Raw genomic sequence first — 26,135 nt, 5'->3', positions numbered from 1 at the left:
TATTCCCGTCATCGATTTGACTATTTTATTGTCAAAGATTTTGTTGTAGTACCTTAACTTCTTTAGAGAAGGGGAGGGGTACTAGTGGTTCCCTAAGGGTTTAATAATTCTGTTACTATTTTTTACTTAGATAACTGTCTAGCTCCAGCGCCCAGCGGCTAGTGTCCTTCGCTCTTCGTGTTTCCTTTATCTCAGTCGAAGCGCTCCAGGCCATACGCCGCTAAACGGGCGCTTCCGCTTTTCGGTTTATATTTTCATTACTCCGCCGGTGTTGGCAGAAGTAACGAGTTTTGCATATTTTGCTAGATAGCCAGATTTGATTTTAGGCTCCGGCTTTACCCAATTCTTGCGTCTTTCAGCTAACACAACATCATCCACGACAAGTTCAATTGAACGTGCTTCGAGGTCAATTAATATTTTGTCACCATTTTCAACGAGACCGATTGGGCCGCCTTCTGCAGCTTCAGGTGAGATATGACCGATAGAAATTCCGCGGCTTGCACCTGAGAAACGGCCGTCTGTGATAAGGGCAACTTCTTTTCCTAACCCTCGGCCCATAATAGCGGAGGTAGGAGCTAGCATTTCCGGCATTCCTGGACCGCCTTTAGGACCTTCGTAGCGGATTACCACTACATGGCCGGATTTTACCGTTCCATTATGAATGCTTTCTAATGCCTCATCTTGGGATTCAAACACAATTGCTTCACCTAAAAATGTTTTAATCGAAGGATCTACAGCGCCAACCTTGATTACGGCGCCATCTGGAGCAATATTTCCATATAGGATGGATAGTCCTCCAACAGGGCTATATGGATTGTCTTTTGTCCGAATAACCGCTTCATTGGTGATTGTTGCTTCCTTCACATTTTCCCGAAGAGTTTTTCCTGTAATCGTTAGGCAGTTATCATGCAAAGCACCTTCGACTTTATAAAGTTCATTAATGATGGCACTTACACCGCCGGCACGATGAACATCGTCCATTGAATAATCAGATGCTGGCATAATCTTGGAAAGGTATGGAACTCTTTCAGCAATTTTATTAATTTCGCGAAGATCATAATCGATACCTGCTTCATGAGCAATCGCTAATGTGTGTAACACAGTATTAGTTGATCCGCCCATCGCCATGTCTAGTGCAAAGGCATTATCAATGGCTTCTCGTGTAATGATGTCGCGAGGTTTAATATCTTTTTTAATTAAGTCAATCAAGTGTCTTGCTGCTTGCTTAATTAATTCATGTCTTTCTTCAGAAGTAGCAACCATCGTTCCATTGCCAGGAACGGTCATTCCTAAAACTTCCATTAAGCAGTTCATAGAATTCGCTGTGAACATACCAGAACATGAGCCACAAGTAGGACAGGCATTGGTTTCAATTTCAAGCAGCTGCTGCTGGCTGATGGTACCATTGTGGTAAGCACCAACACCTTCAAAAACTGAAGTAAGGGAAAGATTTTTTCCTGTTGTTGGTGAAACACCAGCTTCCATCGGACCGCCTGATACAAAAACGGATGGTACATTGGTTCGGGCTGCTGCCATCAACATTCCTGGCGTGATCTTGTCACAGTTCGGAATGTAGAAGACTCCATCGAACCAATGGGCATTGATGACTGTTTCGGCACTGTCCGCGATAATTTCGCGGCTTGGAAGCGAATAGCGCATTCCGATATGTCCCATGGCAATTCCGTCATCGACACCGATTGTATTAAATTCGAAAGGAATACCGCCGGCTTCGCGGATGGCTTCCTTGACTATTTCACCGAAATGATTAAGGTGTTTATGACCAGGGATAATATCAATGTACGAGTTACAAACACCGATAAACGGTTTTTCCAAATCACTCGTTTTGACCCCTGTTGCGTATAGTAAGCTGCGGTGGGGAGCACGATCAATCCCCTTTTTAATCATATCGCTTCTCATTTTACGATCTCCTAACTGACAGGTCATGGTTTGTTTCTTCATATTGACAAGCCATTCCGTTATTAAAAAGAAGAGCCTTTGTCGTTCTCATTTATAAAGAATTGAATAAAGGCGCCAAGAAAAATTTCTTAGTACTTATTGACGATTATCATACAACCAATTAAAGACATGGTCAACACAAAAATCTGACAATTCAAACTAGTTAAACAAACTGGGAGCGTTTACAATCCTTTCATCATGGGGTTATATCGAAAATAAAAAAATTTATGAATTTTTTTATTTGCAGATTTATTGTGGGAATTTAAATTAGAGGGGAGGAAATAAACGGAAACAAAGTTAACTTTTCCTTCCATTAATTATAGTAGAAAAAATGTAGCGGCTTGTATATTTATTCAACTGACTGTTATCGTTACTTGAACTTTGAAAGATATTCATATATTTCCTGCAGATTTTTAAAGCCTTTTGTTTCTGCCGCTTTTAGATAATGACTCCAAATCTTGGCTGTCATAAGCGCATCTCCAAGAGCATGATGCCGGTTCCTTATTTCAATGCCGCAGTTCTGGCAGATTTCCTCAAGCGGCCTTGGATTAAAGAATGGGTCTTCGAGCCGTAGCAGGAAGGATGTATCAACAATACGGTGGTCAAAACTACAGCGCAGATAATCCCTTGTCATCTTTCTCATAAAATTCAGCTCATGATTGGAGTGATGGGCGACAAGAATATTACTTTTGATAAATTTGAAAAAATTCACCAGTACATCTGCGGGATTAGGGGCATGACGTAATTCTATCTCTTGAATACTGGTTAGTTCAGAAATCTCCTTTGATAGAGGAAGGTCTGACTTTACGAGAGTATAAAAAGTTTCCCCCGCTTTCATTTCTGCTCCCATCATTTTGACCGCTCCAATCGAAATAATCTGATCCCCCTTATCTGGATAAAAACCTGTTGTCTCAATATCAAATACAACTACCGGCAGCTCATAGAGGGGGATTTGCAGCGTGTTCGTCTGCTTGAGTTCTTTCTGCAGTTCCCTGAGAAATGCCTGCTGCTGCGGTGAAGAGCTCCACGGCAGGCCAGCGTAAAGATTGGAATTGATTTTTCCGGATAGTTGTCTGAAGAATTGAATCATTTCATTCATTGGCATGGGAATCTTCCTTTTCAATTAACTTTCGGACAGAGTGAAAAAGGGCCGAGCCGTATTTGATAACATCTTTTAATTCTTTCGATTGCTCTCTCGATAAGTGGGCGACAGGCAAATAATGGCCAGAATCGTAATTTGTGTGGTTACAATAGATTAGCCGAAAGTTTAATAATTTAATAAACTGATGTTTGAATAAATCTATATCAATATCGGAAAAATGTAGTTCTGAAAGCTTATCTAGCCGTTCAAGTGTGGGTGTTGTCAGCAGATTCTCTTTGATAGCAATGAGACGGACGGCATTTACGTAAGGTAAGATGCCGATTTCTTTGATGTTTAGCAATCCTGCGTATGGCCCGTGTGTTTCAGTCACTAGCTTTCCGAAAACGTTAATGCCATTTTTGAGATACTTCGTGTTGTTAAGCATTTTTTTAACAAGCTGATCTTTATTTGCATTCTGATAGATTTGATTTTTTAAAGTATCTACAAATTCCTCATCTCCCAATAATGTTCTTGCGTCTATAAAGATTAATAGATAGCGAACAGATTCCCATGAGAACTCAAAAATCCACTTCATCAATTGCTGATGCCATTCATTTAAGGATTTGCACCATAACGGATTGCTGGACATCACCCCGCCATCACAATAAGAATATCCGGCTTGGAATAACCCCTTTGATATTTCTTTTCCAAGTTCAAGGAAATAAACCTTTGTTTCAACACGATCATCCTGATAAATAATTCCATGATCTTGGTCGCTCCAGATAGACTGTTCAAACCGGCCGGCTGAACCCATGACAAAAAATGAGAAGGGACAGGGCAAAGGTCCGAGCTTTTCAGCAGTTTGCTTTAAGGCTAAATGGATGACCTTTTTCATTATTTCATCGTGGAGTTGATTTAAATTAATGTGATCGTGAGATGCTGGCTTCATTTTGTCATCCCGAAATTTACGGATTTCCATATAGCAGGAGTCCGCCATTAGGTTCCACCCCTTTTAGAAAGAGGAGGCTGCTCTTGACAGCCTCTTTGTAATAAAAAATTTAAGCATTAAGGCGTTGTTCAGATTTCAGTAATTCAGGGTAGCCGTAGCTGCCGTGTTCGCTCATATCAAGACCGATAATTTCTTCCTCTTCAGTTACTCTCAGTCCGTTCATTGCTGTTTTCATGATCTTAAGAAGGATAAAGGAGACAATAAAGGCAAAGGCGCCGCACACCAAAACCCCCATTGCTTGAACACCTAGCTGATGCAGGCCTCCGCCATAAAATAATCCCGGCTGCCCAACCGTTGCTAATTCTTTTGTGGCGAAGAATCCCGTTGACAGGGTACCCCAAACTCCTGCTGTACCATGAACGGATAATGCTGCAATCGGATCATCAATTTTTCCTTTTTCAAAAAAACGAATGCTGTAGAAGACGAGGATTCCTGCAATAAATCCGATCACCACTGCCGCCCAGGTTTCAACGAATGCGCAAGAAGCAGTAATTGCCACAAGACCTGCTAGTGCCCCGTTAAGCATCATCGGCACATCGGCTTTTCCTAAAACCATCCAAGAGATCATCATCGCCGCGACGGTACCGGCTGCAGCGGCCAAGTTGGTATTGATGGCAACAAAACCGAAAAAGGCTTTGTCAACCGATAACGTGCTGCCAGCGTTGAAGCCGAACCAGCCTACCCATAAAAGCAACACGCTAAGGGCGGTAAATACTTGGTTATGACCGGCAAGATTATTGGCGGAGCCATCCTTATTATATTTGCCGATCCTCGGTTTTAAGATAATCGTAGCTGCCAATGCCGCCATCGCTCCTGTTAAATGAACAACAGTGGAGCCAGCAAAGTCTTGTTTACCATGCTCCGCCAGCCAGCCTCCACCCCAGATCCAATGGGCAATCGGCGGATAGACAATAACGGAAAATAGGAGGGCGAAGACGAGATAGGCGCCTAATTTGGCGCGTTCAGCAAATCCCCCAAGGGCGATTGTTAATGAAATGCCTGCAAATGCTAATTGGAATAGGAAGAATACTGAACCTGAAAGCGCCAAACCATCAATTTCATATCCTGAGTAAAAGAAGTCGGAGAAACCAATAAGAGAATTTCCTTTCCCAAAAATGAGGCCATAGCCAACTGCCCAAAATACAATGGAGCCAATACCAAAGGTAAGAATGGTTTTCCCGGCCACATGACCGGCATTTTTCATTCGAGTTGATCCTGTTTCCAAGAGGATGAAGCCACCGATCATCAAGATGACGAGGACTGCTCCCAGCATCACCCACAGACTGTTCATTAAAAATAAAGTATCCATGATTGTTCCTCCTTTAAAGTATGTTAGTATTTGTAACGTTTAGTGTAGTTGTATTGTTACATGTATTTGTTAGGAGTTCTACAATCCTGTTAGGAATTCTTACATGATTTTTCCTGTTTGGAAGGTCTTCGATGTTGATAGTTGAAACAGAGTCAGCCTAAGACATCAAAAAAGCCCGGCTTCCTTAATGAGAAGCTGGGCCTTTTCGTATCCCGAATTGTGCATTTAGCTGACCTTGTATCATCTTTCTGCGAATTTCTTCCTGGTTTTGTTTCTTTTGTGCTTTTAGCATTTCCTTTCTGATTTCGTGTGTCTGGACACCGTCCTCAATTTTGTTGGCGATATCCACTAGTAGTTCCACGTCTGCGAACGAGTATTTCCGGCTGCCGCCGGCGGTTCTTTCCGGGAAAATGAGTTTGCGCTCTTCATAGTAACGAATCTGTCTTTCGGATAAACCGGTAAGTTCTCTAACAATGCCGATGGTAATGACCTTTTTATCTTTGTAAGATGATTCATTTCCCATGTTTTCTTCTCACCACACTCCATTCTAAGGTCCAATAAATCTTAATATATTTTATGTTATATTTTCTCACATGTAATTGGATTTGACATTTATTTTGTTTTGCTTTGGGAAAAAATTTATCAGGGTAGATAGTGAAACATCCCCCGCGCTTAAAGGTTCTGAAGTCTTCTTAATAATTCGTGTCCTCTTGAGCCCAGGTTTTTCATGAGTTCTTCATATAACTCATCCCGTAATTTATCTAAAAGAAGAATCGTTTTAGCCAATCGAATGGAATTTTTTTGATTCATATGAATCATCCTCTCTAGTTTTATATGAAAAAATTTATCTGAAATTTCGAGTTTTGTCAGGGATTCTGTGAGATTATGTAACATATTTTTTAAAACGGGGTTTGGTAACTTGAAAGGAAACCTTACGGGGGGGGGGGGAATAAAAATGAACCAGGTGCTGGACCTGGTTCATTTTTATTAATATTCCCCATCGAATGGAGTAAACGGAAAGTTAAATCTTCTTTCAACAGCACGCAGGCGTTGATTTACACGCTGCAGGCGGCGCGAGAGCTGGTTAACTTCACGGGAAAGCCGCTCGATTTCCTGCTGCTGGCGATTATTTTCCCTTTCGAGTTGGTTTACCCTGCGTTCAAGCTGCTGCGGCTGTCTATTCGGATCGAACTGAGCATGGGTTCCTTGCGGGAGAATTTGCGGGACATAGGTATTATAGTCCATTTGCGATTGCGGGCTATGATAATAACCGTATGGATTCATTGGGCTACACTCCTTTATTTATGTGCATGTGATATACAATATGTAGGTATTCGTGGAGGAGCAACGGCTAATACCCAGGGAAAATCCTTTTGAATATTTTAAAAAATGAGCTAAATGAATTAGGAATGTGTAAGATTTCAAAAAACTATATATATAATATTATTTTAACTTATTAATATAGTAATAAATTAAAATCTACGAATAGATAAACAATGTTAGGTATAAAAATTTATTATCCCAATATTATAAAGATTTTTGATAAACTACTTTTAAAAATTTATTCAATAGTGTATATTCAAAATATTATCAGAATTAAAAAAATTGATTTTATAAAAAAATATAGGAGGTCCAAAATGAAGAAATTTAAATTATTCACTACAATTTTGGTTGCTGCATTTGTGTTCATTCTCTCAGCATGTGGAACAAGCAAAACAAGCGGGGGCGAAGAGAGCAAGGATAAGACGTTACGAGTCGTTACGGATGCCGCATATGCCCCGTTCGAGTACCAAGATAAAGGGGAAGTGGTCGGATTTGATATCGACTTCATTAACGCTGTTGCAAAGCAAGCGGGCTACAAAGTAAAGGTTGAACATGTTGGCTGGGATCCATTATTCGTTGAAATTAAAGGGAAAACAGCAGACATTGGAATTTCTTCTATTACGATAAACGACAAACGTAAACAAACCTATGATTTCTCAGTACCTTACTTCTTATCTACTAATAAAATCATGATTCCAAAAGACAGCCCGATTAAAAGCGCAGAGGATTTAAAAGACAAGGTCGTAGCTGTACAGAACGGAACAACCGGTCAGGAAGCAGTTGAAAAGCTCCTTGGGGCAGAAAATAAAAATCTTAAAAAGTTTAAGGATAACAATCTGGCAATTATGGAGTTAAAAGGCGGCGGTGCGGACGCAGTTGTTGCTGATAACACTGTCATTGAAGAGTATGTAAAAAATAATCCGAAAGAAAATTTTGTCATCATAGAAGATGAAGCTGCCTTTGATAAAGAGTTTTACGGGTTGTTGTTCCCTAAGGGAAGCAAGTTAAAAGCTGATTTTGATAAGGCTATTAAAGAAGTCATGGAAAACGGTGAATATGCGAAAATCTACAAGAAGTGGTTTAAGGTAGATCCGGACCTTACCGAAGTCAAAGCACAACAAAAATAAACTTTTAAAACTAGAATTGCGTAACTCTTACAAACTAGTAGTTACGCAATTTTTGTCTTAACAACATCACAGTTAAGCACAAGGTTTAAATAGGGGGATTCATGAATGGATATTCGTTGGGACATACTTGCTGAATATGCTCCATTTTTTGCAAAAGGAACATTACTTACCATTGGCCTCTCAATTGCCAGTATTTTAATAGGCACTGTCCTCGGACTATTTATTGGGCTGGGGAAAATGGTGCAGAATAAGTGGCTGGCTTTCCCGTTTAAGGCTTATATTACGTTTTTCCGGGGCACGCCATTATTAGTACAGATTTTATTAATTCACTTTGGACTTATTCCACTCATTATAGGTGAAACAAATGGCATTATCGCTGGTATTACAGCTCTATCGTTAAATTCAGCAGCCTATGTGGCAGAAATTTTCCGCGCCGGTATTCAATCAATTGATAAGGGCCAGATGGAAGCCGCCCGCTCGCTTGGGATGAATCATGTACAGGCAATGCGCTTCGTTATCCTGCCACAGGCTATTAAAAGGATGATTCCGCCGCTTGGAAACGAATTTATTGTCTTAATCAAGGATTCATCACTGGTAGCCATTATCGCTGTTAAAGAATTGATGTATTGGGGACAGGCAATGCAGGGGCAGTACTACCGTGCATGGGAACCATATATTACAGCAGCACTCATTTATTTGGTCTTAACTTTTTCACTCAGCTTATTGTTAAATCAACTTGAAAGAAGGTTGGCCACAGAATGATAGAAGTAAAGAGTCTGAAAAAAACATTTGGAACGAACGAGGTCCTGAAAGGAATTAACGTATCCGTAAAGCCTCAGGAGGTAGTAGTGGTCATTGGCCCCTCAGGATCTGGAAAATCCACCTTTCTGCGCTGTCTTAATCTGCTAGAAACGATTACAGACGGCCATGTTTGGATTGAAGGGACTGACATTACCGATAAGAAAACGGATATCAACGCGGTCCGTACTGAAGTGGGTATGGTGTTTCAACAATTTAACCTGTTCCCGCATAAAACGGTCATTGATAATATCATGCTGGCGCCACTTAAGGTAAGAAAAGTCCCAGCGGAAAAAGCCCGGGAAAAAGGCTTGGAACTTTTACGCAAAGTCGGGTTAGCGGAAAAGGCAGATGCCTATCCTGATTCGTTATCAGGCGGGCAAAAGCAGCGGGTCGCAATTGCGAGAGCACTGGCGATGGAACCGAAAATCATGTTGTTTGATGAGCCTACCTCTGCACTCGATCCGGAAATGGTTGGCGAGGTACTTGAAGTTATGAAGCAACTGGCCAAGGAAGGGATGACCATGGTGGTCGTGACCCACGAAATGGGCTTTGCCCGCGAGGTAGGTGACCGGGTGATTTTTATGGATGGTGGCTTTGTGGTCGAAGAAGGGGTACCGAAGGATATTTTTGAAAATCCTCAAGAAGAACGGACAAAGGCGTTTTTAAGTAAAATCCTATAGAAAACGGAAGGAGGCGGATTATGCCTCCCTTTTCTTTAGCTATCGCTATGCGCAAAAAGAAAAAACCTGTTAAAGCTCGAATACGTTTACAATTTGATCAGCTTTTATTCGATTTTGACATAGCTTAAATAATTGTGTTAAAAAGTCATCAACATCCGTTTCGGAAACCGGGAAGGGAATTTGAACTGAGGTGGAACCGAACATCTGTTTAAAATAAGCTTTTCGTTGATCATTTTTTCCGTCCCGCTTAAAAGGTTTATAGCTCCACATAATATGAGGAATTCCGTCAATATCCTGAACCTGCCGTAATTCTGCCAAGGTAGTAGACTTGTCATAAGCATATATAACTAAGTAATAGATCCCCTTGCGGTGCCAATCAATAAATAGAAGGTAACAGCCTGTTTCAGTACTTGGCTTATTTACCTTAAAGGCAGCTAAGGTAGTCTTCCCATTCGTCCATTGGTGGAACTTGGGTAAGGTACCATTAACGGTTTCTAATTTCTTTATCTCATATTCAGTGGACCTTAAGTTTTCGATTTTTTTTGATAAAAATAATGCCTGCTCCCTTTCCATAATAGATTTCTCCTTTGGATTATTTGTCTTATTATACTTTTTGAGAAGGTAAATAAGGAAGGATGATCTAATTTTTATTTTTTAAAACAGAAAGAAGGTATGTTGTTTGTCTCGAAAATGAAATACAACTGATATAATTTACATAAAAACATTTGGTAAAATCGGTAAAAAGGGACTTATAAGCCACATAACCTTCGAATAGTATGAGGAATAATTATGCCTCTTTACCATATATACAATAGAGTGTTGGCAATTGGGGGGATAGAAATGACGTTAGAAGATCAGTTAAAGGATAAAACCTATTATAAAATGTTCATTAATGAACATGAGGATGAACACCCCATTAAGGTGCTGGGGGAAGCATTTCAGGAGGAAGCCCGAAAGGATCTCCCGGATTTAACACGGATAAGGTATGCCCAAGGGGAAGTATATTTTCATCATAAGGACTATGAAGCAGCTATTTTTAAATGGGAAAATATTATCAACGAGCTTGAACCGTGGGCCAGAAAAAATACCGCGGATGCCTATTATGAACTGGGCCTGTTGTCGGCGGCGGAAGATATATACACGGTGATTGAAACCGATAATTCTACATTGAATGCTGAGGTCGCGTTAAAGTTATTTGCTCTTTATATTGAACGCAGTAAAATTGATGCCGCTGTGGCGGTCATTAAAAGAACGGTGGCTGCTTATCCGGATTACCCAAATGTCACGAATGTGGCCCGCGCTTTTTTTGAAGAGCGGGAAGATTGGGATAATGCCATTGAACTAGCGGTAAACGAAGCAAAGCGGACAGATTCGCTTGAGTGGTTTGAAATTCTAAACACCTATGTGGAAAAAGGAGTGACACGGACGCTGTCACCTAGCTATTTTTCCCATGCCTTATTTAGTTTATATGGCGTAAATAAGGAAAAATTTGAGCAGCTTGTTTCATCGTTATGGAACAGTTATATGAATGAAAATTCCTATCTGCTTTGGATTAAGGAAATCAATCAATTATTGTTGAATCTGGAGTTGGACCGCCAAGATCAATTGCGCGAGCTTTCGCGACTGCATAAAGATACGTATTTTCACTATATTGGCGGTAAGTACTACATTAAACAAATTGATGATTTTCTTCCGGACCTGCTGACAAACTGGGTGCGGCTAGCTGATGGCGGGAATGTTGTTGCCGCGGCAGCGGCTATTTTGTCCTGGAACGAACTATTTCCGGCAAGCCTCAGCGTCTCCATTGTGGAGGAGGCTGAACATTTAATCAGCAAGACAGAGTGTGACATGGATGAACTGGAAGAGTGCTTGTCGTTACTTGAAGCGATTATTAAATGGGCGGAAGTCAACGATATGGGGAAAAACAACCGTGTGAACTGGATTGTTGACCAGCTTGTTGACTTCGATACGCAGCATCTGTTTGTTACCGGACTCGTAGGCAGCGGAAAGTCTACCTTTATCAATACCATCTTCGGTGAGGACGTTCAGGACAGCCCTACTTCATCCGTTGTGATGTTTAAAAACGGCGGAGAAGTGGATATTACCGAAATAACTGACGGAGAGGTTAAGACACTTTCCGGATTTACAGACTTCCAAGAGCGCATGGACCGTCTTCGTAATGCGCTTGAGTCCATCATTGAATTTAAGCAGCCAACTCCTTTTTTACAGGAGAATAGTTTGGCTATAATTGATACACCAGGGTTAAAAGGGAACCAAAACGACCGTTTTGAGGTTTTGAAGTATTTAAACCTTGCTGACTCTGTTTTGTTTGTATTGGATGCGAATGCTCCGTTTACGGAAAAAGAGCGGGCGGTTGTGGCACAAATCCAAGGACTTGCCCCTGACCTGCCGATTCATTTTCTGTTGAGTAAGCTGGACACAATTGTAAATGAACAGGATGCCATTAAGGTTTATGAGGAAACGAAGCATGCGATTCATTCTTATTTGCCTGATGCCAAGCTGTTAGGCTTTTCTTCACAATATGACCGTGTACAGCAGTTAAGCGATCTACAGGTGTTTATCGACTCAATTCGTAATACAAGAAACATAGCAGATAAACGTCTTGCTAAACTGTTATATTTTATTCGCGCGACGATTGCAGGTCTTTTGCAAAAGCGGCTTGACGTTGAAAATCGCTTAATTGAAACGGTTCATTGGAACGAGGAAATGAATATGAAGTTAAGTGGTGCTGTCCATCAATTGAATGATGAGGTATCGCAGAAAACAAAGTCAATCACCAAGCTGTACCGCTCTGTAAAGGAATCGATTGAGGCGGATATTTTTGAAGCTATTCCCAAAATGCTGTCAGAGTGCTCGAACTTGATCGAGGAGGACAGTAATTTCAGTACCATTCATTTGGACCTGAATCATGAGATGAACAACCGCATTCAGGATTATCTGGAGCAGCAGGTAATGCCGAATTACTATAAAAGGCTTCAGGAATGGATTAAGGGCTGTCGGGAGGAATTTGACCAAGGGCAGGATTTATTAATTGAGCTCGGTGCAGGTTTCAATCAAATGTACGGCGAAGAGAGGCTTAGCCTTGAGTGTGATTTTAAGGTGCTTGATGATTGGCTCCGCGATATCGACCGAATGACAAGCCGATTCGTGCTTGAGCCTGTCAATATTTTGCTGAAGCGGACTCCTTCGCAGTTCTTATTGAAAAGTGCCGGGAAGCTGTTTGGGGCCTTGTCGCAGAACAAAACGATGGTATATAACAAATACAAGTCCTTTGTGGAAAACGAGGATTATACAGAGGTTGCTGCACAGGTCTGCCGCCAGTTTTTCCAACCGTTCGAGCTATTTGAAAAATCGTTGGAGAGGGATGTCTCTTGGTTTTTCAAGAGTCCACTAGGTGTCTTAAAATCTGCAGTGGAAGAAACGCGCGGAGAAGCGGCATCAAACCGCGAGATGCTGAACAAGTTGAACGCCAACCCGGAAATGTTCCGCGACCCGCTTACGCTGTTCGAGGTAAGGCTGCGCCAGTTCGAGTGGATGACAGTGGCCGGAAAAGGAATGCAGACGATATATTAATAGTTTTGTTGGGAGATGTCCAGTGGTGGGGGCATCTTCTTTTTTAGTTGCTGGGGGATGAAGGACAAAATCAGGTTCCGGAAGTAGCGAAATGTCCTTGATAAGCCGGATGAAGGACAAAAACAGTTGTCAGTCGAATCAAAATGTCCTTCATATACCTAATAGTTGCAAAAGAAATTTGTCGCACAAAAATCGATTGTTTAAATCCCCCATCAATGGTAGCCTATTGTTAATATCTGTAAAAGGAGGCGAAAAAACTCGTGATTAAAATAACGGGAACACAGACGGAGGCAAAGGTATTCTCCAATTACCCGCAGGAAGCAGCTCTTGAGCAAATCAAGGAGCTTTGTAATCAAGCTTTTTTAAAAGATACCAAAATTAGTATCATGCCAGACTATCATGCCGGGAAAGGCTGCGTGATCGGCACAACCATTCAATTGAAGGATAAAGTGGTCCCGAATCTGGTAGGCGTGGATGTCGGCTGCGGCGTTCTGACTGTCAAACTTCAAGAAAAAAAGGTCGATTTTAATAAACTGGATCAAGTGATAAGGACGTACGTCCCGAGTGGGCAAGAGATTCATACGGATGAGACTGTCGGTTTCGTTAACACGAGTTTTCCGTCCACGGAAGAATTTAAAGCAGCCCATATTCTGAGTCAGAATAAAAGCCTTTATAGTCTTGGAACGCTTGGTGGCGGCAATCATTTCATTGAGGTTTCGACTGACTCTGAAGGATTCCACTATTTAACTATCCATACCGGAAGTCGCTATATAGGAGCAAAGATTGCACAATATTATCAAAAGCTGGCCATTTCTAAGCTCCGTAAGCATGATTTAAGCGAAATCATTGAAAAACTAAAGACTGAGCGGCGCCAAATGGAAATTCAAGCTATGATTCAAAACTACAAAGAAAAAAATCCCATCATTCCGGATGATTTAGCTTATTTGGAAGGCGAGGATTTTAATGACTATATTCATGACATGAAACTGGCTCAGGCATTCGCAAAAGCCAACCGTGAAGAAATCGCCAGAGCGATTACTGAAAATATGGAGTTCGAAGAAGCGGACCGTTTCGATACAATACACAACTATATCGATACAGATAACCTGATTTTGCGTAAGGGTGCAGTATCTGCACAAAAAGGGGAGCGGCTGATTATTCCTATCAACATGCGGGACGGGTCGATTTTAGCAGTAGGAAAAGGAAATGACGAGTGGAATTACTCGGCACCGCATGGAGCGGGCCGCGTCTTGAGCCGGACCCAGGCCATGAAGAAATTAAAGATGGATGATTTCCACAACACAATGAAGGGCGTATGGACGACATCAGTTTCCGAAGAGACACTAGATGAAGCGCCAATGGCCTACAAGCCAATCAATGAAATTCTTGAAAAAGTGGAAGAAACCGTCGTGATTGCAAGCTTTATTAAACCGGTATATAACTTTAAGGCGAGTGAAAAATACACTCCTGGAAGATATAAAAAATAGAAGAGAGACCGCAAGTGGTCTCTCTTCTATTTAATACCCTTTTGCATAATCAACAAGATTAATAGAAGGGTCTTCACCTGAAAGGTAGCTTTTTAAATTCGGTATCAAGATATTTTCGACGACACGATCATTATAATGCTCAGTGGAACCGGAGGTGTGCGGAGTGATAATGACATTTTCCAATTCCCAAAGCGGACTGTCCTGGCTTAATGGCTCTTTTTCGAAAACATCTAGACCTGCTCCGGCAATCTCACCTTCCTGCAAGGCTTTGACGATTTCTTCTTCAACCACGATTTCACCACGGCCGATATTGATAAAGAAGGCCTCAGGTTTCATGAGTTTGAACTGTTCGGCGCCGAACATGCGGCGTGTTTCTTTCGTCAGCGGCAAGGTGACTACCACATAATCGCACTGCGGTAAAAGTGCGTCCAATTGATCGGTAGTGTACATCTCATCGACAAACTCAGCCGGCTGGCCCGAATGCCGTACACCGAGAACTTTCATCCCAAAAGCTTTGGCAATTTTGGCGGTTTCCTTTCCGATTGTTCCGACCCCGATAATGCCAATCGTTTTTCCATGGATTTCGAGCTTCATATTAGCATGATGCCAGGTTTTGGCTTGCTGGTTTTGTACATATGTATGGATTTTTCGGGTTAGACCTAGCATTAAGGCGAAAATTGTTTCAGAAATGGGATAGGCATGCACGCCGCTTGCACCTGTTAAAAGAATATTATGGGCTTCCAGCTTTTCAAGCGGCAAGGTATTGACACCGGCACTCCAACTTTGGAGCCACTTCAGTTTTGAATCAGGAGCAAGGCAATATTCATCAAGGCCTTTTTTCCATCCGGCAATGATTTCAGCATCCTTGGCATGTTCCTGCCAAATATTCTTTTCCTTACTTGCAATCAATTCCCAATCAGGAACAACCATTTTAATTTGGTCGAACAGATTCTGTTCAAGGTTATGAGTAATTACAATTTTTCTTCGCAAGGCTTGGTTCCTCCATTCATTGCAAATCAATCTAAACTAATGATATAGGAATTTTCAAAAAAAGGTAACTGATTTGACTTTTCTAGTTAATTCTAAACGTAAAAATCAAAAGTGTCCCGCAATTGGTTAGTAGAAAGGAGCACCGACATCTTTCATGTGGAAAAATAAGGATTAAAAATACAAAAAAGTCTCTGTTTTTGTTAAAATAGAAAATGAAGAAAGCGTTTTCTAGAAAGAGAGGTTTATAGGAATGAAACACCCTTATTTAAATGAAGATCATGAAATTTTTCGCCAGTCTTTAAGAAAGTTTTTAGAAAAGGAAGCATATCCCTTTTATGAGCAATGGGAGGAAAATCGACTCATTCCCCGCTCGTTTTGGACGAAGATGGGTGAGCAAGGCTTCCTTTGTCCAGACATTGATGAAAAATATGGAGGCAGCGGGGTTGATTGGGGCTTTTCGGTTGTTATTAATGAAGAGCTTGAACGAGTCGGAACCGGAACGATAGGAATTGGACTTCATAGTGATATAGTCGTTCCTTACATAACCGCTTATGGAACAGAGGAACAAAAGCAGCGCTGGCTGCCGAAGTGCGTCACCGGTGAAATCATTACTGCGATTGCGATGACAGAGCCAGGGACAGGTTCTGACCTTGCCAATATTAAAACCACTGCTAAGCTTGACGGGGACCATTATATTGTCAATGGACAAAAAACTTTTATCACCAACGGTATTCAAGCGGACCTCATCGTGGTGGCGGTGAAGACCGATCTGCAGGCAGTTCCAAAGCATAAGGGCGTCAGCCTGCTGGTCATTGAGCGTGACGCTCCCGGATTTTCTAGAGGCCGCAAGCTGAACAAGGTTGGTCTCCATTCCCAGGATACGGCAGAGTTAATTTTTGAAGACTGCCGTGTGCCAAAGGAAAACCTTCTAGGAGAAGAGGGAAAAGGCTTCCTATATTTGATGGAAAAACTTCAGCAGGAACGCCTGCTAGTGGCAATTGGAGCGCAAACAGCAGCCGAAGTGATGCTGCAAAAGACGATTGAATATGTAAAAAGCCGTGAAGCATTCGGCAAACCAGTCAGCCAGTTCCAAAATACGCAATTCAAAATTGTCGAAATGGCCACCGATATTGAAATGGGCAGAGCCTTTTTGGATCAGCTGATTGCCGAGCATATGGAAGGGAAAAACGTTGTGACCAAGGTGTCCATGGCAAAATGGAAGCTGACCGACATTGCCAAGAAGGTTGCATCCGAATGTATGCAGCTACATGGCGGCTACGGCTACATGGAAGAATACGAGATTGCTAGACGGTTCCGTGATATTCAAGTAGGAGCTATTTATGCAGGTACCAATGAAATTATGAAAACCATAATTGCGAAAAATTTAGGATTATAAAAAACCACATGATAATGATGGCAATTGGCCGCTGGCCGATTGCCTCCTTATAAATCCAAATAAAATGGAGGCGAGTAAATGAGCAATACGACTATCGGTAAAATTTTTGAATTAACAGTCCAAAAGTACCCCAACAAGGAAGCCCTCTATGATGTTCGCAAAAATGTCCGCTACACCTATAAAGAGTGGAATGAGCAGGTTAATCTTCTGGCAAATGCTCTCCTTAAACTAGGCGTGAAAAAAGGAGACCGCGTCTCTACCTTTATGTTTAATACAGAAGAACTAGGAACTGCCTTTTTTGCCTGTGCGAAAATCGGTGCCATCTTCAACCCGATTAACTTCCGCCTCATGTCGGAGGAAGTAGCGTTTATTTTATCCGATGCCGCCCCTAAGGTTGTAATTTTTGAAAAGGCATTGGAGCCAGTAATCACGGCTATTGCCAGCCGCTTTGACAGAATCTCGTTCTGGTTTATTGATGAAGAGGCTCCAGCCTATGCCGCCAGCTACCAAGAAAAACTCACCTCCGCCACTGCAGAAGCAATCCAAGCCGAAGTAAACGAAAATGATATTTATGCCTTTATTTATACGAGCGGTACAACAGGAAGACCTAAAGGGGTCATGCATAGCCACCGTAATATGGTCGACCAAAGCCTGCTCTGCGTTGCCTCCCAAAAGCTTGAAAAAGAGGATGTCGGCCTTGTTACAGCTCCGATGTTCCATTGTGCCGAACTCCACTGTGCGTTCCTGCCAAGGGTGCAAATAGGGGCGAAAAACGTCGTCCTGCATCAATTTAATCCGAAAGTGATACTGTCATTAATCGAAAACGAAAAAATTACAAAGTTCTTTGCAGCGCCTACCATGTGGAATATGCTTCTGCAAGAAGATTTGAGCAAGTACAATACCGAAAGCCTGAAGCTAGGCTTATATGGTGCCGCTCCAATGGCGCCATCACTTGTCCATGCTCTCCATGACCGCTTGGGCATCTCCTTGATTCAAGCTTACGGGATGACAGAAATGGGCCCTGCCATAACCTTCCTGTCGGAAAAAGACCAGCTGAGAAAAGCAGGGTCTGCGGGACAAGCGGGACTAAACCATGAAATTCGCGTTGTCAGGACCCGGGAGGATGGGCCGTCCGATCCAGGTGATGTTTGTCCAGCAGGAGAAGCAGGAGAAATTATTGTAAGAGGGCCAAGTATGATGCTAGGTTATTACAATCGTGAAGAGGCTACAGAAAAGGCGATGTATAAGGGCTGGTATCATTCAGGCGACATCGGCTACATGGATGATGAGGGTTACCTTTTTGTAAATGATCGGGTCGACGACATGATCATCAGCGGCGGTGAGAATATTTACCCGCGCGAAGTGGAAGACGTGCTCCATGCACATGATGGCGTGCTAGATGTGGCTGTCATCGGACAGCCTGACGACCGCTGGGGGGAAACCGTCACAGCCTTCGTTGTAAAAAAAGACCCGAATATCACCGAGCAGGACCTAGACGAATATTGCAAAAACAGCAACAGCCTAGCAAACTATAAACGTCCGCGCAAATACATTTTCTGTGAAGCGCTGCCGCGGAACGCCAGCGGAAAAATCCAGAAATTCGTTCTGCGAAAACAATTAGAGGAGCTTTTCAGCCCAGATTCAACAAATAAGTGATAGTTTAAGTGATGCTGTACCAAAGGAATTTGGGTTTAGCCTATTTAAAATAGTAAAGACTGCCGCGTTTATACGGCAGTCTGTTTTTATAATAGTAAAGCTTATTAAAAACACAAACTAACTTGCTTTTCTCGGAATCTCTGAATGATTTGCAAAGTTTCTTTGAATTTGGGCATCTAAAATAGATAATTCATATTGTTCTCTTTCTCTAAGTCCGTCCATAATAACGGATGTTGTATAATAAAAAAGAATAAATGAAGCAATTGTAACCAACCAAGCGACTGCCATTCTTAATTCCCCCTTTTAATAACTTAATTAAATTGTAAATAATGTTTTCTTCGTTTTGTGTGACGTATATCACATAAAATAGGGGTGAAATTTGAACATTTTTAAAACATTTTTATCGGTTGTGAAAGTCCTATTTTTGTTTCATAATTGTGATTTGAAATTTTTTTAAGGGATGAGTGAACTTGGAGTCTACCAACTTAGTAAACGTAACAAGGGGTAATTTAATTGAAAGCGTTCATCATGGACATATTGCAGTGGTGGATGCCAAGGGGAATTTACTTTATTATGCAGGCAATCCTGAAGCAGTGGTTTTCGCCCGTTCTTCGATGAAACCGATTCAGGCAATTCCTGTAGTGGAAACGGGGACAGCTGATCATTATGGCTTCAGCGATGCCGATCTTTCGTTATGCTGTGCTTCGCACAATGGAGAGAAAATGCATACAGACAGGGTTCTAGCCATTCTTGCAAGGGCAGGCCTTGAAGACATTTGCTTGAAATGTGGAACCCATCCACCGCGATGGGAAGAGAGATATAAAGAGCTAATCCGTGAAGGTAAAGAGATTACTCCTTTATATAACAATTGTTCCGGAAAGCATACCGGGATGCTCGTGACTGCCAAACATTTAGGAGAGACACTCGAAAACTATTACGAGCTGAATCATCCCGTTCAACAGCGGATTCTTGCCGCTGTCAGTGAGATGACGGATTATCCGATAGAAAAAATAGAAATAGGTATCGACGGATGCGGCGTACCGGTTCATGGCCTGCCTCTTGAAAAAATTGCTTATGGATATGCCCGCTTGGCACAGCCGGATGCCCTGCCTGAAAATCGTCGTAATGCCGTTAGACGGGTGGCGAAGGCAATGATAATAGCCCCGGAAATGGTTGGCGGGACAGACCGTTTTTGTTCCGATTTTATGAGGATAGGAAAAGGCAGATTCATAGGCAAGGTTGGGGCGGAGGCTGTTTATTGTATTGGTGATCTTGAAACAGGGCTCGGGATTGCCATCAAGGTTGAAGACGGCAATAGCCGCGCGGTCTTTCCTGCAGCAGTCGAAGTGTTGAAACAGCTGAATTTAGTAACTGTGGAGCAAATCGAAGAACTTGCTGAGTACCACCGTCCGAAGTTGCGCAATGCTCGTAATGAGGTAATTGGTGAATTGGTAGCGGATTTTAAATTGCAGCCAGCCACATCCAGTCAGGTTTAATCTATTTATTTTTTGGGGCGTGGTGTTATGAAAGATTCATAAGACTTGACCGATGGGTAAAATCGGAGCACGGGTCGTTATGAAGGGCTCATAACACCTGAACGATAGGTAAAATCAGAGTCCCGGTCGTTATGAGGATTAACCAAACGATAACTATTCAATTTTTCATATCTATTTAGAAAGTAGTATAATAGAGGGGATTAAATCTATCTTCAAAGTAAAAGGAGGACTTCCCTTGTTTGAACAAGCACTTCCCCTGCTGCAATCCCACTTTGGCTACAGCTCCTTCCGCACCGGCCAAGAGCAGGCAATTCAATCCGTTTTAACAGGAAATAACACTATATGCGTCATGCCGACTGGCGGCGGAAAATCGATCTGCTATCAGATTCCTGCTCTCATTCTCCCAGGTACCACCATTGTTGTCTCTCCGCTGATCTCATTAATGAAGGATCAAGTCGATGCCCTTATTCAGGTAGGAATTCCAGCCACTTTTATTAACAGCTCGCTTAGTTTCCAGGAGGCCTATGAACGAATCCAAGCAGCAAAGCACGGAGAATACAAATTATTGTACATAGCACCCGAACGGTTGGAATCGCCGGAATTCCTAAACGACCTTAGACAAATGGAAATCCCATTAATCGCAGTGGACGAAGCGCACTGTATTTCACAGTGGGGGCATGATTTCCGACCGAGCTATCGGCATATCCAAAAAATGATTCAAATGCTGCCGCAAAGGCCAAGCGTCATCGCCTTAACTGCAACGGCAACACCAAGGGTGCGGGAAGATATTTGCAGCCTGCTGGAAATAGATGAACGAAACACCATTATCACAGGCTTTGAACGTGAAAATCTCTCATTCTCTGTCATTAAAGGACAGGATCGTCTTAAATATCTGTTAGATTATCTGAAAAAGAATGACAAAGAAGCGGGCATTATTTATGCTGCGACACGGAAAAATGTCGATATCCTTTACGAACGGCTCCGAAAGGAAAACATCAATGTCGCCCGCTATCATGCCGGAATGGGGGATGCGGAACGCGCCCTCGAGCAGGAACGGTTCCTAACAGACCAAGCTTCGGTTATGGTAGCGACATCTGCATTTGGAATGGGAATCGACAAATCCAATATCCGCTATTGTATTCACCTGCAGCTTCCAAAAAATATGGAAAGCTACTATCAGGAGGCGGGACGTGCAGGCCGTGACGGACTCGCCAGCGGATGTATCGTGCTCTACTCGCCGCAGGATGTGCAAATTCAGCGTTTTCTAATTGACCAATCCAGCGATAGGACCAGAATGACTCAAGAACTTGAAAAACTCCAGCAGATGGTCGATTATTGCCATACAGAAAGCTGCCTGCAGGAATTTATTTTGCATTATTTTGGTGAGACAGAAACGGAGCCGTGCGGCAGATGCGGAAATTGCACGGACGCAAGGACAAGCATTGATGTAACAAAAGAAGCGCAAATGATTTTGTCCTGTGTGATTCGGATGGGGCAGCGCTTTGGTAAAAACATCACCGCACAGGTATTAACAGGCTCGAAAAATAAAAAAGTCACCGAAATGGGTTTCGAAAGGTTATCAACGTACGGAATCATGAAGGACAAAAGTGCAAAGGATGTCAGTGATTTTATCGAATTCTTGATTTCACAGGACTTGCTAGCGATCGAGCAAGGTACCTTTCCAACCATTTATGTATCAACAAAGGGAAAAGAAGTTTTACTCGGAAATCAGCAGGTCCATCGCAGGGAAACTGTCCAGGTGAAACAAGTAACTAAGAGTGACCCATTATTTGAAGAATTAAGGGAAGCCCGCAAACGGATTGCCGAGGCAGAAAAAGTCCCTCCGTTTGTGATTTTCTCAGATGCTTCGCTAAAGGATATGTGTGCTAAGCTGCCGAAAGCAAGTGAAGAAATGTTAAATGTGAGCGGGGTAGGGGAACACAAGCTTCAAAAATATGGATTGGAGTTTATCCAAGTGATTCGAGCGTTTTTAGAGGAAAACCCAAACTACCAAAGCGAATTGGAACCTGAACCGGTAGCGGCAAAAAAGCCGGCGAAAAAAGCGGTGACAGATTCGCACTTAGAGACATTGAACCTGCATCAAAGCCAATTATCCATTCAGGAAATAGCCGAACAGCGCGAGTTGGCAGTAAGCACTGTCGAAAATCATTTGCTGCAATGTGCCCAGCAGGGACTTGCTGTTGATTTTACAAGGCTGATTCCAGGCGAGTATATTCCGCTTTTAGAAAAAGCAGTGGAACAAGCTGGCCGAGACCGCCTAAAACCTATTAAAGATTTGCTTCCAGATGAAGTGAGTTATTTTATGATTAAAGTATATGTGTATTTTTTAAGCAAAAAAAAATAAAAACAGGGCTGTACAAGGCGCTAGTGTCAGGTACAGCCTTTTTTGAAAGACGAGAATATAAATTTCTGGAAATTCAAAGAGTTTGTCGATATTCCTATAAATTTGTTCTATTTCCCCGGCAATTTGTCGATAAACGGATAAGCAGATTGACAAGCATCCATCTGAATATAAACGTAATGGTGTTCATAAGCTTTTGTGTACCATCAAATCCACAAAGTCGGCTATAATAATTAAGTTTGTTAGATTCGATTTAAAGGAGCAAATCATGAAAACGATGAAAAAAATTTCCCCTCAATATGATCCTTGGGAAGCCTATCTGGACATTGAGGAGTACGGAAAGCCCCAGTTGACGAATATTGAATTCACCACCACAACACTTTGCAATATGCGCTGCGAGCATTGTGCGGTCGGCTATACCTTGCAGACAAAGGATCCGGAGGCTCTTCCGCTCGAACTGCTATTACAAAGGCTGGAGGAAATCCCGACACTAAGAGCCCTTAGCATCACTGGCGGCGAACCGATGCTTTCCCTTTCCTCAATCAAAAATTATGTCGTTCCCATTTTAAAATACGCACATGAACGCGGAGTGCGGACGCAAATCAATTCTAATTTAACAATGGACCTCGACCGCTATGAATTAATTATTCCTTATTTGGACGTCCTACATATTTCGCATAACTGGGGAACTATAGACGATTTTGTTGAGGGCGGTTTTGCCCGGATGGAAAAAAAGCCTGATCACCAGCAGCGGGCTAAATATTTTGAAAGAATGATAGAGAACAGCCGCGAGCTTGTCAAAGCAGGTGTGATGGTATCCGCAGAAACAATGTTAAACAAACGGACGCTGCCGCATCTTGAAAAAATTCACCGGCAAATTGTCGATGAGATGCTTTGCCAAAGGCACGAGGTGCATCCGATGTATCCGAGTGACTTCGCTAGCAATTTGGAAGTGCTGACGCTCGAAGAAATACGAGAGGCGATCCATCGTTTGTTGGACATTAGGGATGAAAAAACGTGGATGCTGTTTGGCACACTGCCATTTTATCCGTGCAACAATAAAGAGGAGGACCTTAACCTATTAAAACGGCTCTATTCCAGCAAAAATATCACCGTTCGAAACGACCCTGACGGCCGCTCCCGTCTAAATGTCAACATCTTCAACGGAGATATTATCGTAACTGATTTTGGTGATGCTCCTCCGCTCGGAAACATTCAAACGACGAAACTTCAAGATGCGTATCAGACATGGCAAACCTCGAACTTAGCAAAAGAACTGAGCTGCCACTGTCCATCCGTAAGGTGTCTTGGCCCAAATATTCTTGTCAAAAACAGCTATTATCAAGACATTGATTTTTCAAAACGGCAGACCAATATTTAAAAGCAGGATGACAGAGTATCCTGCTTTTTTATCTTACTATTTAGTAAAAATTCCCTTATACTAGAATTATAGTTTTATACATAGGGGGTTTGTAGCATGAGGATTTTAGTCGTTGGTGCAGGGGCAGTTGGCGGATATTTTGGCGGACGCTTGCAGGAAAAAGGCGTTGATGTCACTTTTTTAGTAAGAGAAGGAAGAAAGAAGCAGCTTGACCAAGCAGGGCTTGTCATTGATAGTGTTCACGGCAGCGTCACACTGACTCCAAAACTGATTTTGTCTGGAGAGGAAGCGGATCCGTTTGACTTAATCCTGCTCTCGACGAAAGCCTATCACCTGCAAGGTGCAATTGATAGCTTCCGGCAATATGTAAATGAAAAGACAGCCATTCTTCCATTATTAAACGGAATCTCCCATATTGAACAATTAGCAGCAGAGTTCGGCCAAGAGCGGATCATTGGCGGCCTGTGCTTTATTGAAACTACCCTAGACCAAGAGGGAAGAATCATCCAAACAAGCCCAAGACACGATATTGTCTTTGGTGAATTAACCGGTGAAAAGACTGAAAGAATCTTAAAAATTGAAGAAGCCTTCAGCGGCACTAGGTCTGGCTATCGACTCAGCGACAACATTAATCAGGATTTATGGAACAAATATTTGTTTATTTCGATGATGTCAGGAATTACGACTCTGATGAGGGCGCCGATTGGACCAATCAGGGAAATGCCAAGCGGCCGGGCAACAATCGAAAAACTGTCACAAGAAATCATTTCCGTCATGAACAAAATTGGTGCGCCTCTGCCTGAAGATATAGCAGCACTTCAACTTAATCAAATTGATAGCTTGGGCTATGCGATGAAATCCTCGATGCAGCGGGATATGGAGAAGCAGCTTTCTGTCGAAGCGGACCATCTGCATGGGTATTTATTAACGATCGCTCGTAAAGAACAAATTCCAGTTCCGGTTTTAGAAGCTGTTTATGCCAATTTAAAAGTGTATGAACTGCAACTGCAGCAAGGCAAATAAATAATAAAAAGGGTGAGCAAAAAGTTGCTCACCCTCTATGCCGTGTGCTTTGCCAGCTTTGGATGCTTATTCATAGATACCAACAAAATTACACCGCTAATGATTAATAACGCGCTGGTACTGATAAATACAGCCGAAAAACCAAGATATCCGGAAATAAAGCCGCCGAGCATTGGGCCAATGATGTTTCCAAGAAACCTCAGACTGTTGTTATAGCCAAGAACCTCACCTTGCATGGCAAGAGGTGCCTCCTGGCGGATATAAGCAATTCGCACCGGAATAATTCCCCCGATGGCAACCCCTAGAACAAACCGAATGATGACCAGCTGCCAAAGATTTGTAACCGCGGCCCCAGGTAAGTAAATAATTCCCGCTAGGAAAAGAAGAATCACCAAAACCTTAATATAACCGTGCCGGTCAGCAATATTTCCCCATCTTCTGGACATCAATAAATTCCCTAAACCAGCAGCAGAAAAAGCAATTCCTGAATAAAAGGCGATATTTTTAGGGCCATGCAGCTCGCCTACAAATAGTGATAGGATTGGCTGAATACTAAAATGGGCGATTTGTACAAGGGCTGAGATGAGCAGAACAGTCAGCATGACCGGATTACGGATAATATGCTGGACAACTTCTTTGCTTGAATAGTGGGACTTCACTCCCTTTTTTACTTCTATTCGAACTTCTTTTACTGCTATCACAAGCAGGGCGGAAAGGAAAATCGTGACGGAGGTCCACTTAAAGGTGTCTGCATAGCCAAAGGTGTCAGCGAGAACCCCGCCAAGCATCGGGCCTAATAAGGAACCCGTAATACTTCCTGTTTGCAGGGTGCCGAGGACACGGCCGGCAATTTCCTTCGGCGTTTGTGTGGAGATAAGTGCCTGTGACATTGGAATAAATCCTGAGAAGAAGCCCATAAAAAAGCGGAGCATGAAAAGCTGCCAAACCGATTGGGCAAACCCAATTAACAGGATCGAAAAAGCCATTCCCATTCCCGAAATGATCAGGATTTTTCTTCTGCCATAACGGTCGCCGATCCTGCCCCAAATCGGCGAAAAGAGGAAGGCGGACACAAATGTAATACCGAATGTTAAACCTGACCAATGCTGGACGTATTTCTCTGAAAAATCACCCAGTGACTCGATGTACAGGGAGATAAACGGCAGAACCATTGTCATGCTTCCAGCTACAAAAAAGTTGGCGAACCACATGATGGCTAAATTTCGTTTTGCCTGGTCCTGTTGTTTCAAGTTAGATAACACTTCTTTCTGTATTTATTTCGATTCTCTAAATATTATTTTACCGAAATTTCAGAAAAATTTAAATAGGAAATTTCATTTATATTTATGGTTTGTGGGATTGGCTATTTGTATAAGCTCGTACTCGTTGAAGAACAATAAGGAGAAATTTAGCAAATAGGCGTGAAAATGGTTTCAAATCATTTATAAGCTTTTTTACATTACA

At 42.3% G+C, this 26,135-nt stretch carries 22 protein-coding genes; 11 read left to right on the top strand and 11 right to left on the bottom strand.

The features are described 5' to 3' along the window. Positions 1 to 246: 246 nt before the first annotated feature. The 7 genes from ilvD to ACFPA1_RS26025 form a co-directional block, all read right to left on the bottom strand. Complete coding sequence (ilvD, locus tag ACFPA1_RS26055) at positions 247 to 1,917, bottom strand: dihydroxy-acid dehydratase (RefSeq protein ID WP_378587319.1); 1,671 nt, start codon at positions 1,915 to 1,917, stop codon at positions 247 to 249. 409 nt (positions 1,918 to 2,326) lie between these two features. Then, positions 2,327 to 3,061: an exonuclease domain-containing protein gene (locus ACFPA1_RS26050; RefSeq protein WP_378587316.1), complete on the bottom strand. Its 735-nt coding sequence runs from the start codon at positions 3,059 to 3,061 to the stop codon at positions 2,327 to 2,329. Continuing rightward, positions 3,048 to 4,034: a DUF294 nucleotidyltransferase-like domain-containing protein gene (locus tag ACFPA1_RS26045; protein ID WP_378587314.1), complete on the bottom strand. Its 987-nt coding sequence runs from the start codon at positions 4,032 to 4,034 to the stop codon at positions 3,048 to 3,050. The genes ACFPA1_RS26050 and ACFPA1_RS26045 overlap by 14 nt, the downstream gene beginning before the upstream one ends. A gap of 61 nt (positions 4,035 to 4,095) precedes the next feature. Next, a complete protein-coding gene (locus tag ACFPA1_RS26040; RefSeq protein ID WP_378587311.1) occupies positions 4,096 to 5,355 on the bottom strand; it encodes an ammonium transporter in 1,260 nt (419 codons plus the stop codon). Between the two features lie 184 nt (positions 5,356 to 5,539). Continuing rightward, a complete protein-coding gene (locus ACFPA1_RS26035; protein ID WP_213146497.1) occupies positions 5,540 to 5,878 on the bottom strand; it encodes a MerR family transcriptional regulator in 339 nt (112 codons plus the stop codon). 149 nt (positions 5,879 to 6,027) lie between these two features. After that, positions 6,028 to 6,165 (bottom strand): hypothetical protein, encoded by a 138-nt coding sequence (locus ACFPA1_RS26030; RefSeq protein WP_378587308.1) that lies wholly within the window; start codon positions 6,163 to 6,165, stop codon positions 6,028 to 6,030. A gap of 177 nt (positions 6,166 to 6,342) precedes the next feature. Next, on the bottom strand, positions 6,343 to 6,639 hold the full coding sequence (locus tag ACFPA1_RS26025) for a hypothetical protein (protein ID WP_213146498.1): 297 nt from the start codon (positions 6,637 to 6,639) through the stop codon (positions 6,343 to 6,345). A gap of 353 nt (positions 6,640 to 6,992) precedes the next feature. Here ACFPA1_RS26025 and ACFPA1_RS26020 point away from each other — a divergent pair, with 353 nt between their 5' ends. The 3 genes from ACFPA1_RS26020 to ACFPA1_RS26010 all read left to right on the top strand — a co-directional run bounded on the left by ACFPA1_RS26020 (position 6,993) and on the right by ACFPA1_RS26010 (position 9,286). Continuing rightward, positions 6,993 to 7,805, top strand: a complete 813-nt coding sequence (locus ACFPA1_RS26020; RefSeq protein ID WP_378587305.1) for a basic amino acid ABC transporter substrate-binding protein — start codon at positions 6,993 to 6,995, stop codon at positions 7,803 to 7,805. A 105-nt stretch (positions 7,806 to 7,910) separates the two neighbouring features. Next, on the top strand, positions 7,911 to 8,567 hold the full coding sequence (locus ACFPA1_RS26015) for an amino acid ABC transporter permease (protein ID WP_213146500.1): 657 nt from the start codon (positions 7,911 to 7,913) through the stop codon (positions 8,565 to 8,567). Further along, positions 8,564 to 9,286, top strand: coding sequence for an amino acid ABC transporter ATP-binding protein (locus ACFPA1_RS26010; RefSeq protein ID WP_213146501.1), 723 nt, complete (start codon positions 8,564 to 8,566; stop codon positions 9,284 to 9,286). The genes ACFPA1_RS26015 and ACFPA1_RS26010 overlap by 4 nt, the downstream gene beginning before the upstream one ends. A gap of 69 nt (positions 9,287 to 9,355) precedes the next feature. Here ACFPA1_RS26010 and ACFPA1_RS26005 read toward each other — a convergent pair whose 3' ends face one another. Next, positions 9,356 to 9,859: a hypothetical protein gene (locus ACFPA1_RS26005; protein WP_213146502.1), complete on the bottom strand. Its 504-nt coding sequence runs from the start codon at positions 9,857 to 9,859 to the stop codon at positions 9,356 to 9,358. Between the two features lie 267 nt (positions 9,860 to 10,126). Here ACFPA1_RS26005 and ACFPA1_RS26000 point away from each other — a divergent pair, with 267 nt between their 5' ends. Both ACFPA1_RS26000 and ACFPA1_RS25995 read left to right on the top strand, forming a co-directional pair. Next, entirely contained in the window at positions 10,127 to 12,880 is a 2,754-nt protein-coding gene (locus ACFPA1_RS26000; protein ID WP_378587300.1) for a dynamin family protein, read from the top strand. A gap of 260 nt (positions 12,881 to 13,140) precedes the next feature. Continuing rightward, positions 13,141 to 14,367, top strand: a complete 1,227-nt coding sequence (locus ACFPA1_RS25995) for an RtcB family protein (protein ID WP_378587297.1) — start codon at positions 13,141 to 13,143, stop codon at positions 14,365 to 14,367. A gap of 30 nt (positions 14,368 to 14,397) precedes the next feature. Here the strand turns inward: ACFPA1_RS25995 and ACFPA1_RS25990 are convergent, their stop codons facing one another. Next, positions 14,398 to 15,357, bottom strand: a complete 960-nt coding sequence (locus tag ACFPA1_RS25990; protein ID WP_378587294.1) for a D-2-hydroxyacid dehydrogenase — start codon at positions 15,355 to 15,357, stop codon at positions 14,398 to 14,400. A gap of 250 nt (positions 15,358 to 15,607) precedes the next feature. On the opposite strand from ACFPA1_RS25990, the gene ACFPA1_RS25985 reads away from it, so the two are divergent. Then, on the top strand, positions 15,608 to 16,753 hold the full coding sequence (locus ACFPA1_RS25985) for an acyl-CoA dehydrogenase family protein (protein ID WP_213146505.1): 1,146 nt from the start codon (positions 15,608 to 15,610) through the stop codon (positions 16,751 to 16,753). 78 nt (positions 16,754 to 16,831) lie between these two features. Then, entirely contained in the window at positions 16,832 to 18,409 is a 1,578-nt protein-coding gene (locus ACFPA1_RS25980) for a fatty acid--CoA ligase (protein WP_378587290.1), read from the top strand. A gap of 117 nt (positions 18,410 to 18,526) precedes the next feature. Here the strand turns inward: ACFPA1_RS25980 and ACFPA1_RS25975 are convergent, their stop codons facing one another. After that, on the bottom strand, positions 18,527 to 18,697 hold the full coding sequence (locus ACFPA1_RS25975; protein ID WP_378587287.1) for a hypothetical protein: 171 nt from the start codon (positions 18,695 to 18,697) through the stop codon (positions 18,527 to 18,529). A gap of 182 nt (positions 18,698 to 18,879) precedes the next feature. Here ACFPA1_RS25975 and ACFPA1_RS25970 point away from each other — a divergent pair, with 182 nt between their 5' ends. The 4 genes from ACFPA1_RS25970 (at position 18,880) to ACFPA1_RS25955 (ending at position 24,671) form a co-directional block, all read left to right on the top strand. Continuing rightward, positions 18,880 to 19,905 (top strand): asparaginase, encoded by a 1,026-nt coding sequence (locus tag ACFPA1_RS25970; RefSeq protein ID WP_378587284.1) that lies wholly within the window; start codon positions 18,880 to 18,882, stop codon positions 19,903 to 19,905. A gap of 235 nt (positions 19,906 to 20,140) precedes the next feature. Further along, positions 20,141 to 22,270 carry a DNA helicase RecQ gene (recQ, locus tag ACFPA1_RS25965; RefSeq protein ID WP_378587281.1) on the top strand — a complete coding sequence of 710 codons (2,130 nt, stop codon included), beginning with the start codon at positions 20,141 to 20,143 and terminating at the stop codon, positions 22,268 to 22,270. Positions 22,271 to 22,535: 265 nt separating this feature from the next. Next, a complete protein-coding gene (gene yfkAB / locus ACFPA1_RS25960; protein WP_213146510.1) occupies positions 22,536 to 23,648 on the top strand; it encodes a radical SAM/CxCxxxxC motif protein YfkAB in 1,113 nt (370 codons plus the stop codon). 96 nt (positions 23,649 to 23,744) lie between these two features. Continuing rightward, positions 23,745 to 24,671, top strand: a complete 927-nt coding sequence (locus tag ACFPA1_RS25955; protein ID WP_378587277.1) for a ketopantoate reductase family protein — start codon at positions 23,745 to 23,747, stop codon at positions 24,669 to 24,671. A 35-nt stretch (positions 24,672 to 24,706) separates the two neighbouring features. Here the strand turns inward: ACFPA1_RS25955 and ACFPA1_RS25950 are convergent, their stop codons facing one another. Beyond that, complete coding sequence (locus ACFPA1_RS25950) at positions 24,707 to 25,933, bottom strand: MFS transporter (protein ID WP_378587275.1); 1,227 nt, start codon at positions 25,931 to 25,933, stop codon at positions 24,707 to 24,709. Positions 25,934 to 26,135 lie beyond the last annotated feature (202 nt).

The sequence above is a fragment of the Neobacillus sp. GCM10023253 genome (genome assembly GCF_042653105.1).
GTDB classification, from domain to species: Bacteria; Bacillota; Bacilli; order Bacillales; family Cytobacillaceae; genus Neobacillus; species Neobacillus citreus.
Note: the sequence above shows the minus strand (reverse complement) of the source record. Positions and strands in the feature narration are given on the sequence as shown.

Excerpts from the sequence above, each read along its gene's own strand:
- ACFPA1_RS26010 (WP_213146501.1), top strand. The coding sequence starts at position 8,564 with ATGATAGAAGTAAAGAGTCTGAAAAAAACATTTGGAACGAACGAGGTC.
- ACFPA1_RS25985 (WP_213146505.1), top strand. The coding sequence starts at position 15,608 with ATGAAACACCCTTATTTAAATGAAGATCATGAAATTTTTCGCCAGTCT.
- ACFPA1_RS26035 (WP_213146497.1), bottom strand. The coding sequence starts at position 5,878 with ATGGGAAATGAATCATCTTACAAAGATAAAAAGGTCATTACCATCGGC.
- ilvD (WP_378587319.1), bottom strand. The coding sequence starts at position 1,917 with ATGAGAAGCGATATGATTAAAAAGGGGATTGATCGTGCTCCCCACCGC.
- ACFPA1_RS26015 (WP_213146500.1), top strand. The coding sequence starts at position 7,911 with ATGGATATTCGTTGGGACATACTTGCTGAATATGCTCCATTTTTTGCA.
- ACFPA1_RS26045 (WP_378587314.1), bottom strand. The coding sequence starts at position 4,034 with ATGGCGGACTCCTGCTATATGGAAATCCGTAAATTTCGGGATGACAAA.
- ACFPA1_RS26020 (WP_378587305.1), top strand. The coding sequence starts at position 6,993 with ATGAAGAAATTTAAATTATTCACTACAATTTTGGTTGCTGCATTTGTG.
- ACFPA1_RS25980 (WP_378587290.1), top strand. The coding sequence starts at position 16,832 with ATGAGCAATACGACTATCGGTAAAATTTTTGAATTAACAGTCCAAAAG.
- ACFPA1_RS26030 (WP_378587308.1), bottom strand. The coding sequence starts at position 6,165 with ATGAATCAAAAAAATTCCATTCGATTGGCTAAAACGATTCTTCTTTTA.
- ACFPA1_RS26005 (WP_213146502.1), bottom strand. The coding sequence starts at position 9,859 with ATGGAAAGGGAGCAGGCATTATTTTTATCAAAAAAAATCGAAAACTTA.
- ACFPA1_RS25955 (WP_378587277.1), top strand. The coding sequence starts at position 23,745 with ATGAGGATTTTAGTCGTTGGTGCAGGGGCAGTTGGCGGATATTTTGGC.
- ACFPA1_RS26050 (WP_378587316.1), bottom strand. The coding sequence starts at position 3,061 with ATGCCAATGAATGAAATGATTCAATTCTTCAGACAACTATCCGGAAAA.
- ACFPA1_RS26025 (WP_213146498.1), bottom strand. The coding sequence starts at position 6,639 with ATGAATCCATACGGTTATTATCATAGCCCGCAATCGCAAATGGACTAT.
- ACFPA1_RS26040 (WP_378587311.1), bottom strand. The coding sequence starts at position 5,355 with ATGGATACTTTATTTTTAATGAACAGTCTGTGGGTGATGCTGGGAGCA.
- yfkAB (WP_213146510.1), top strand. The coding sequence starts at position 22,536 with ATGAAAACGATGAAAAAAATTTCCCCTCAATATGATCCTTGGGAAGCC.
- ACFPA1_RS25975 (WP_378587287.1), bottom strand. The coding sequence starts at position 18,697 with ATGGCAGTCGCTTGGTTGGTTACAATTGCTTCATTTATTCTTTTTTAT.
- ACFPA1_RS26000 (WP_378587300.1), top strand. The coding sequence starts at position 10,127 with ATGACGTTAGAAGATCAGTTAAAGGATAAAACCTATTATAAAATGTTC.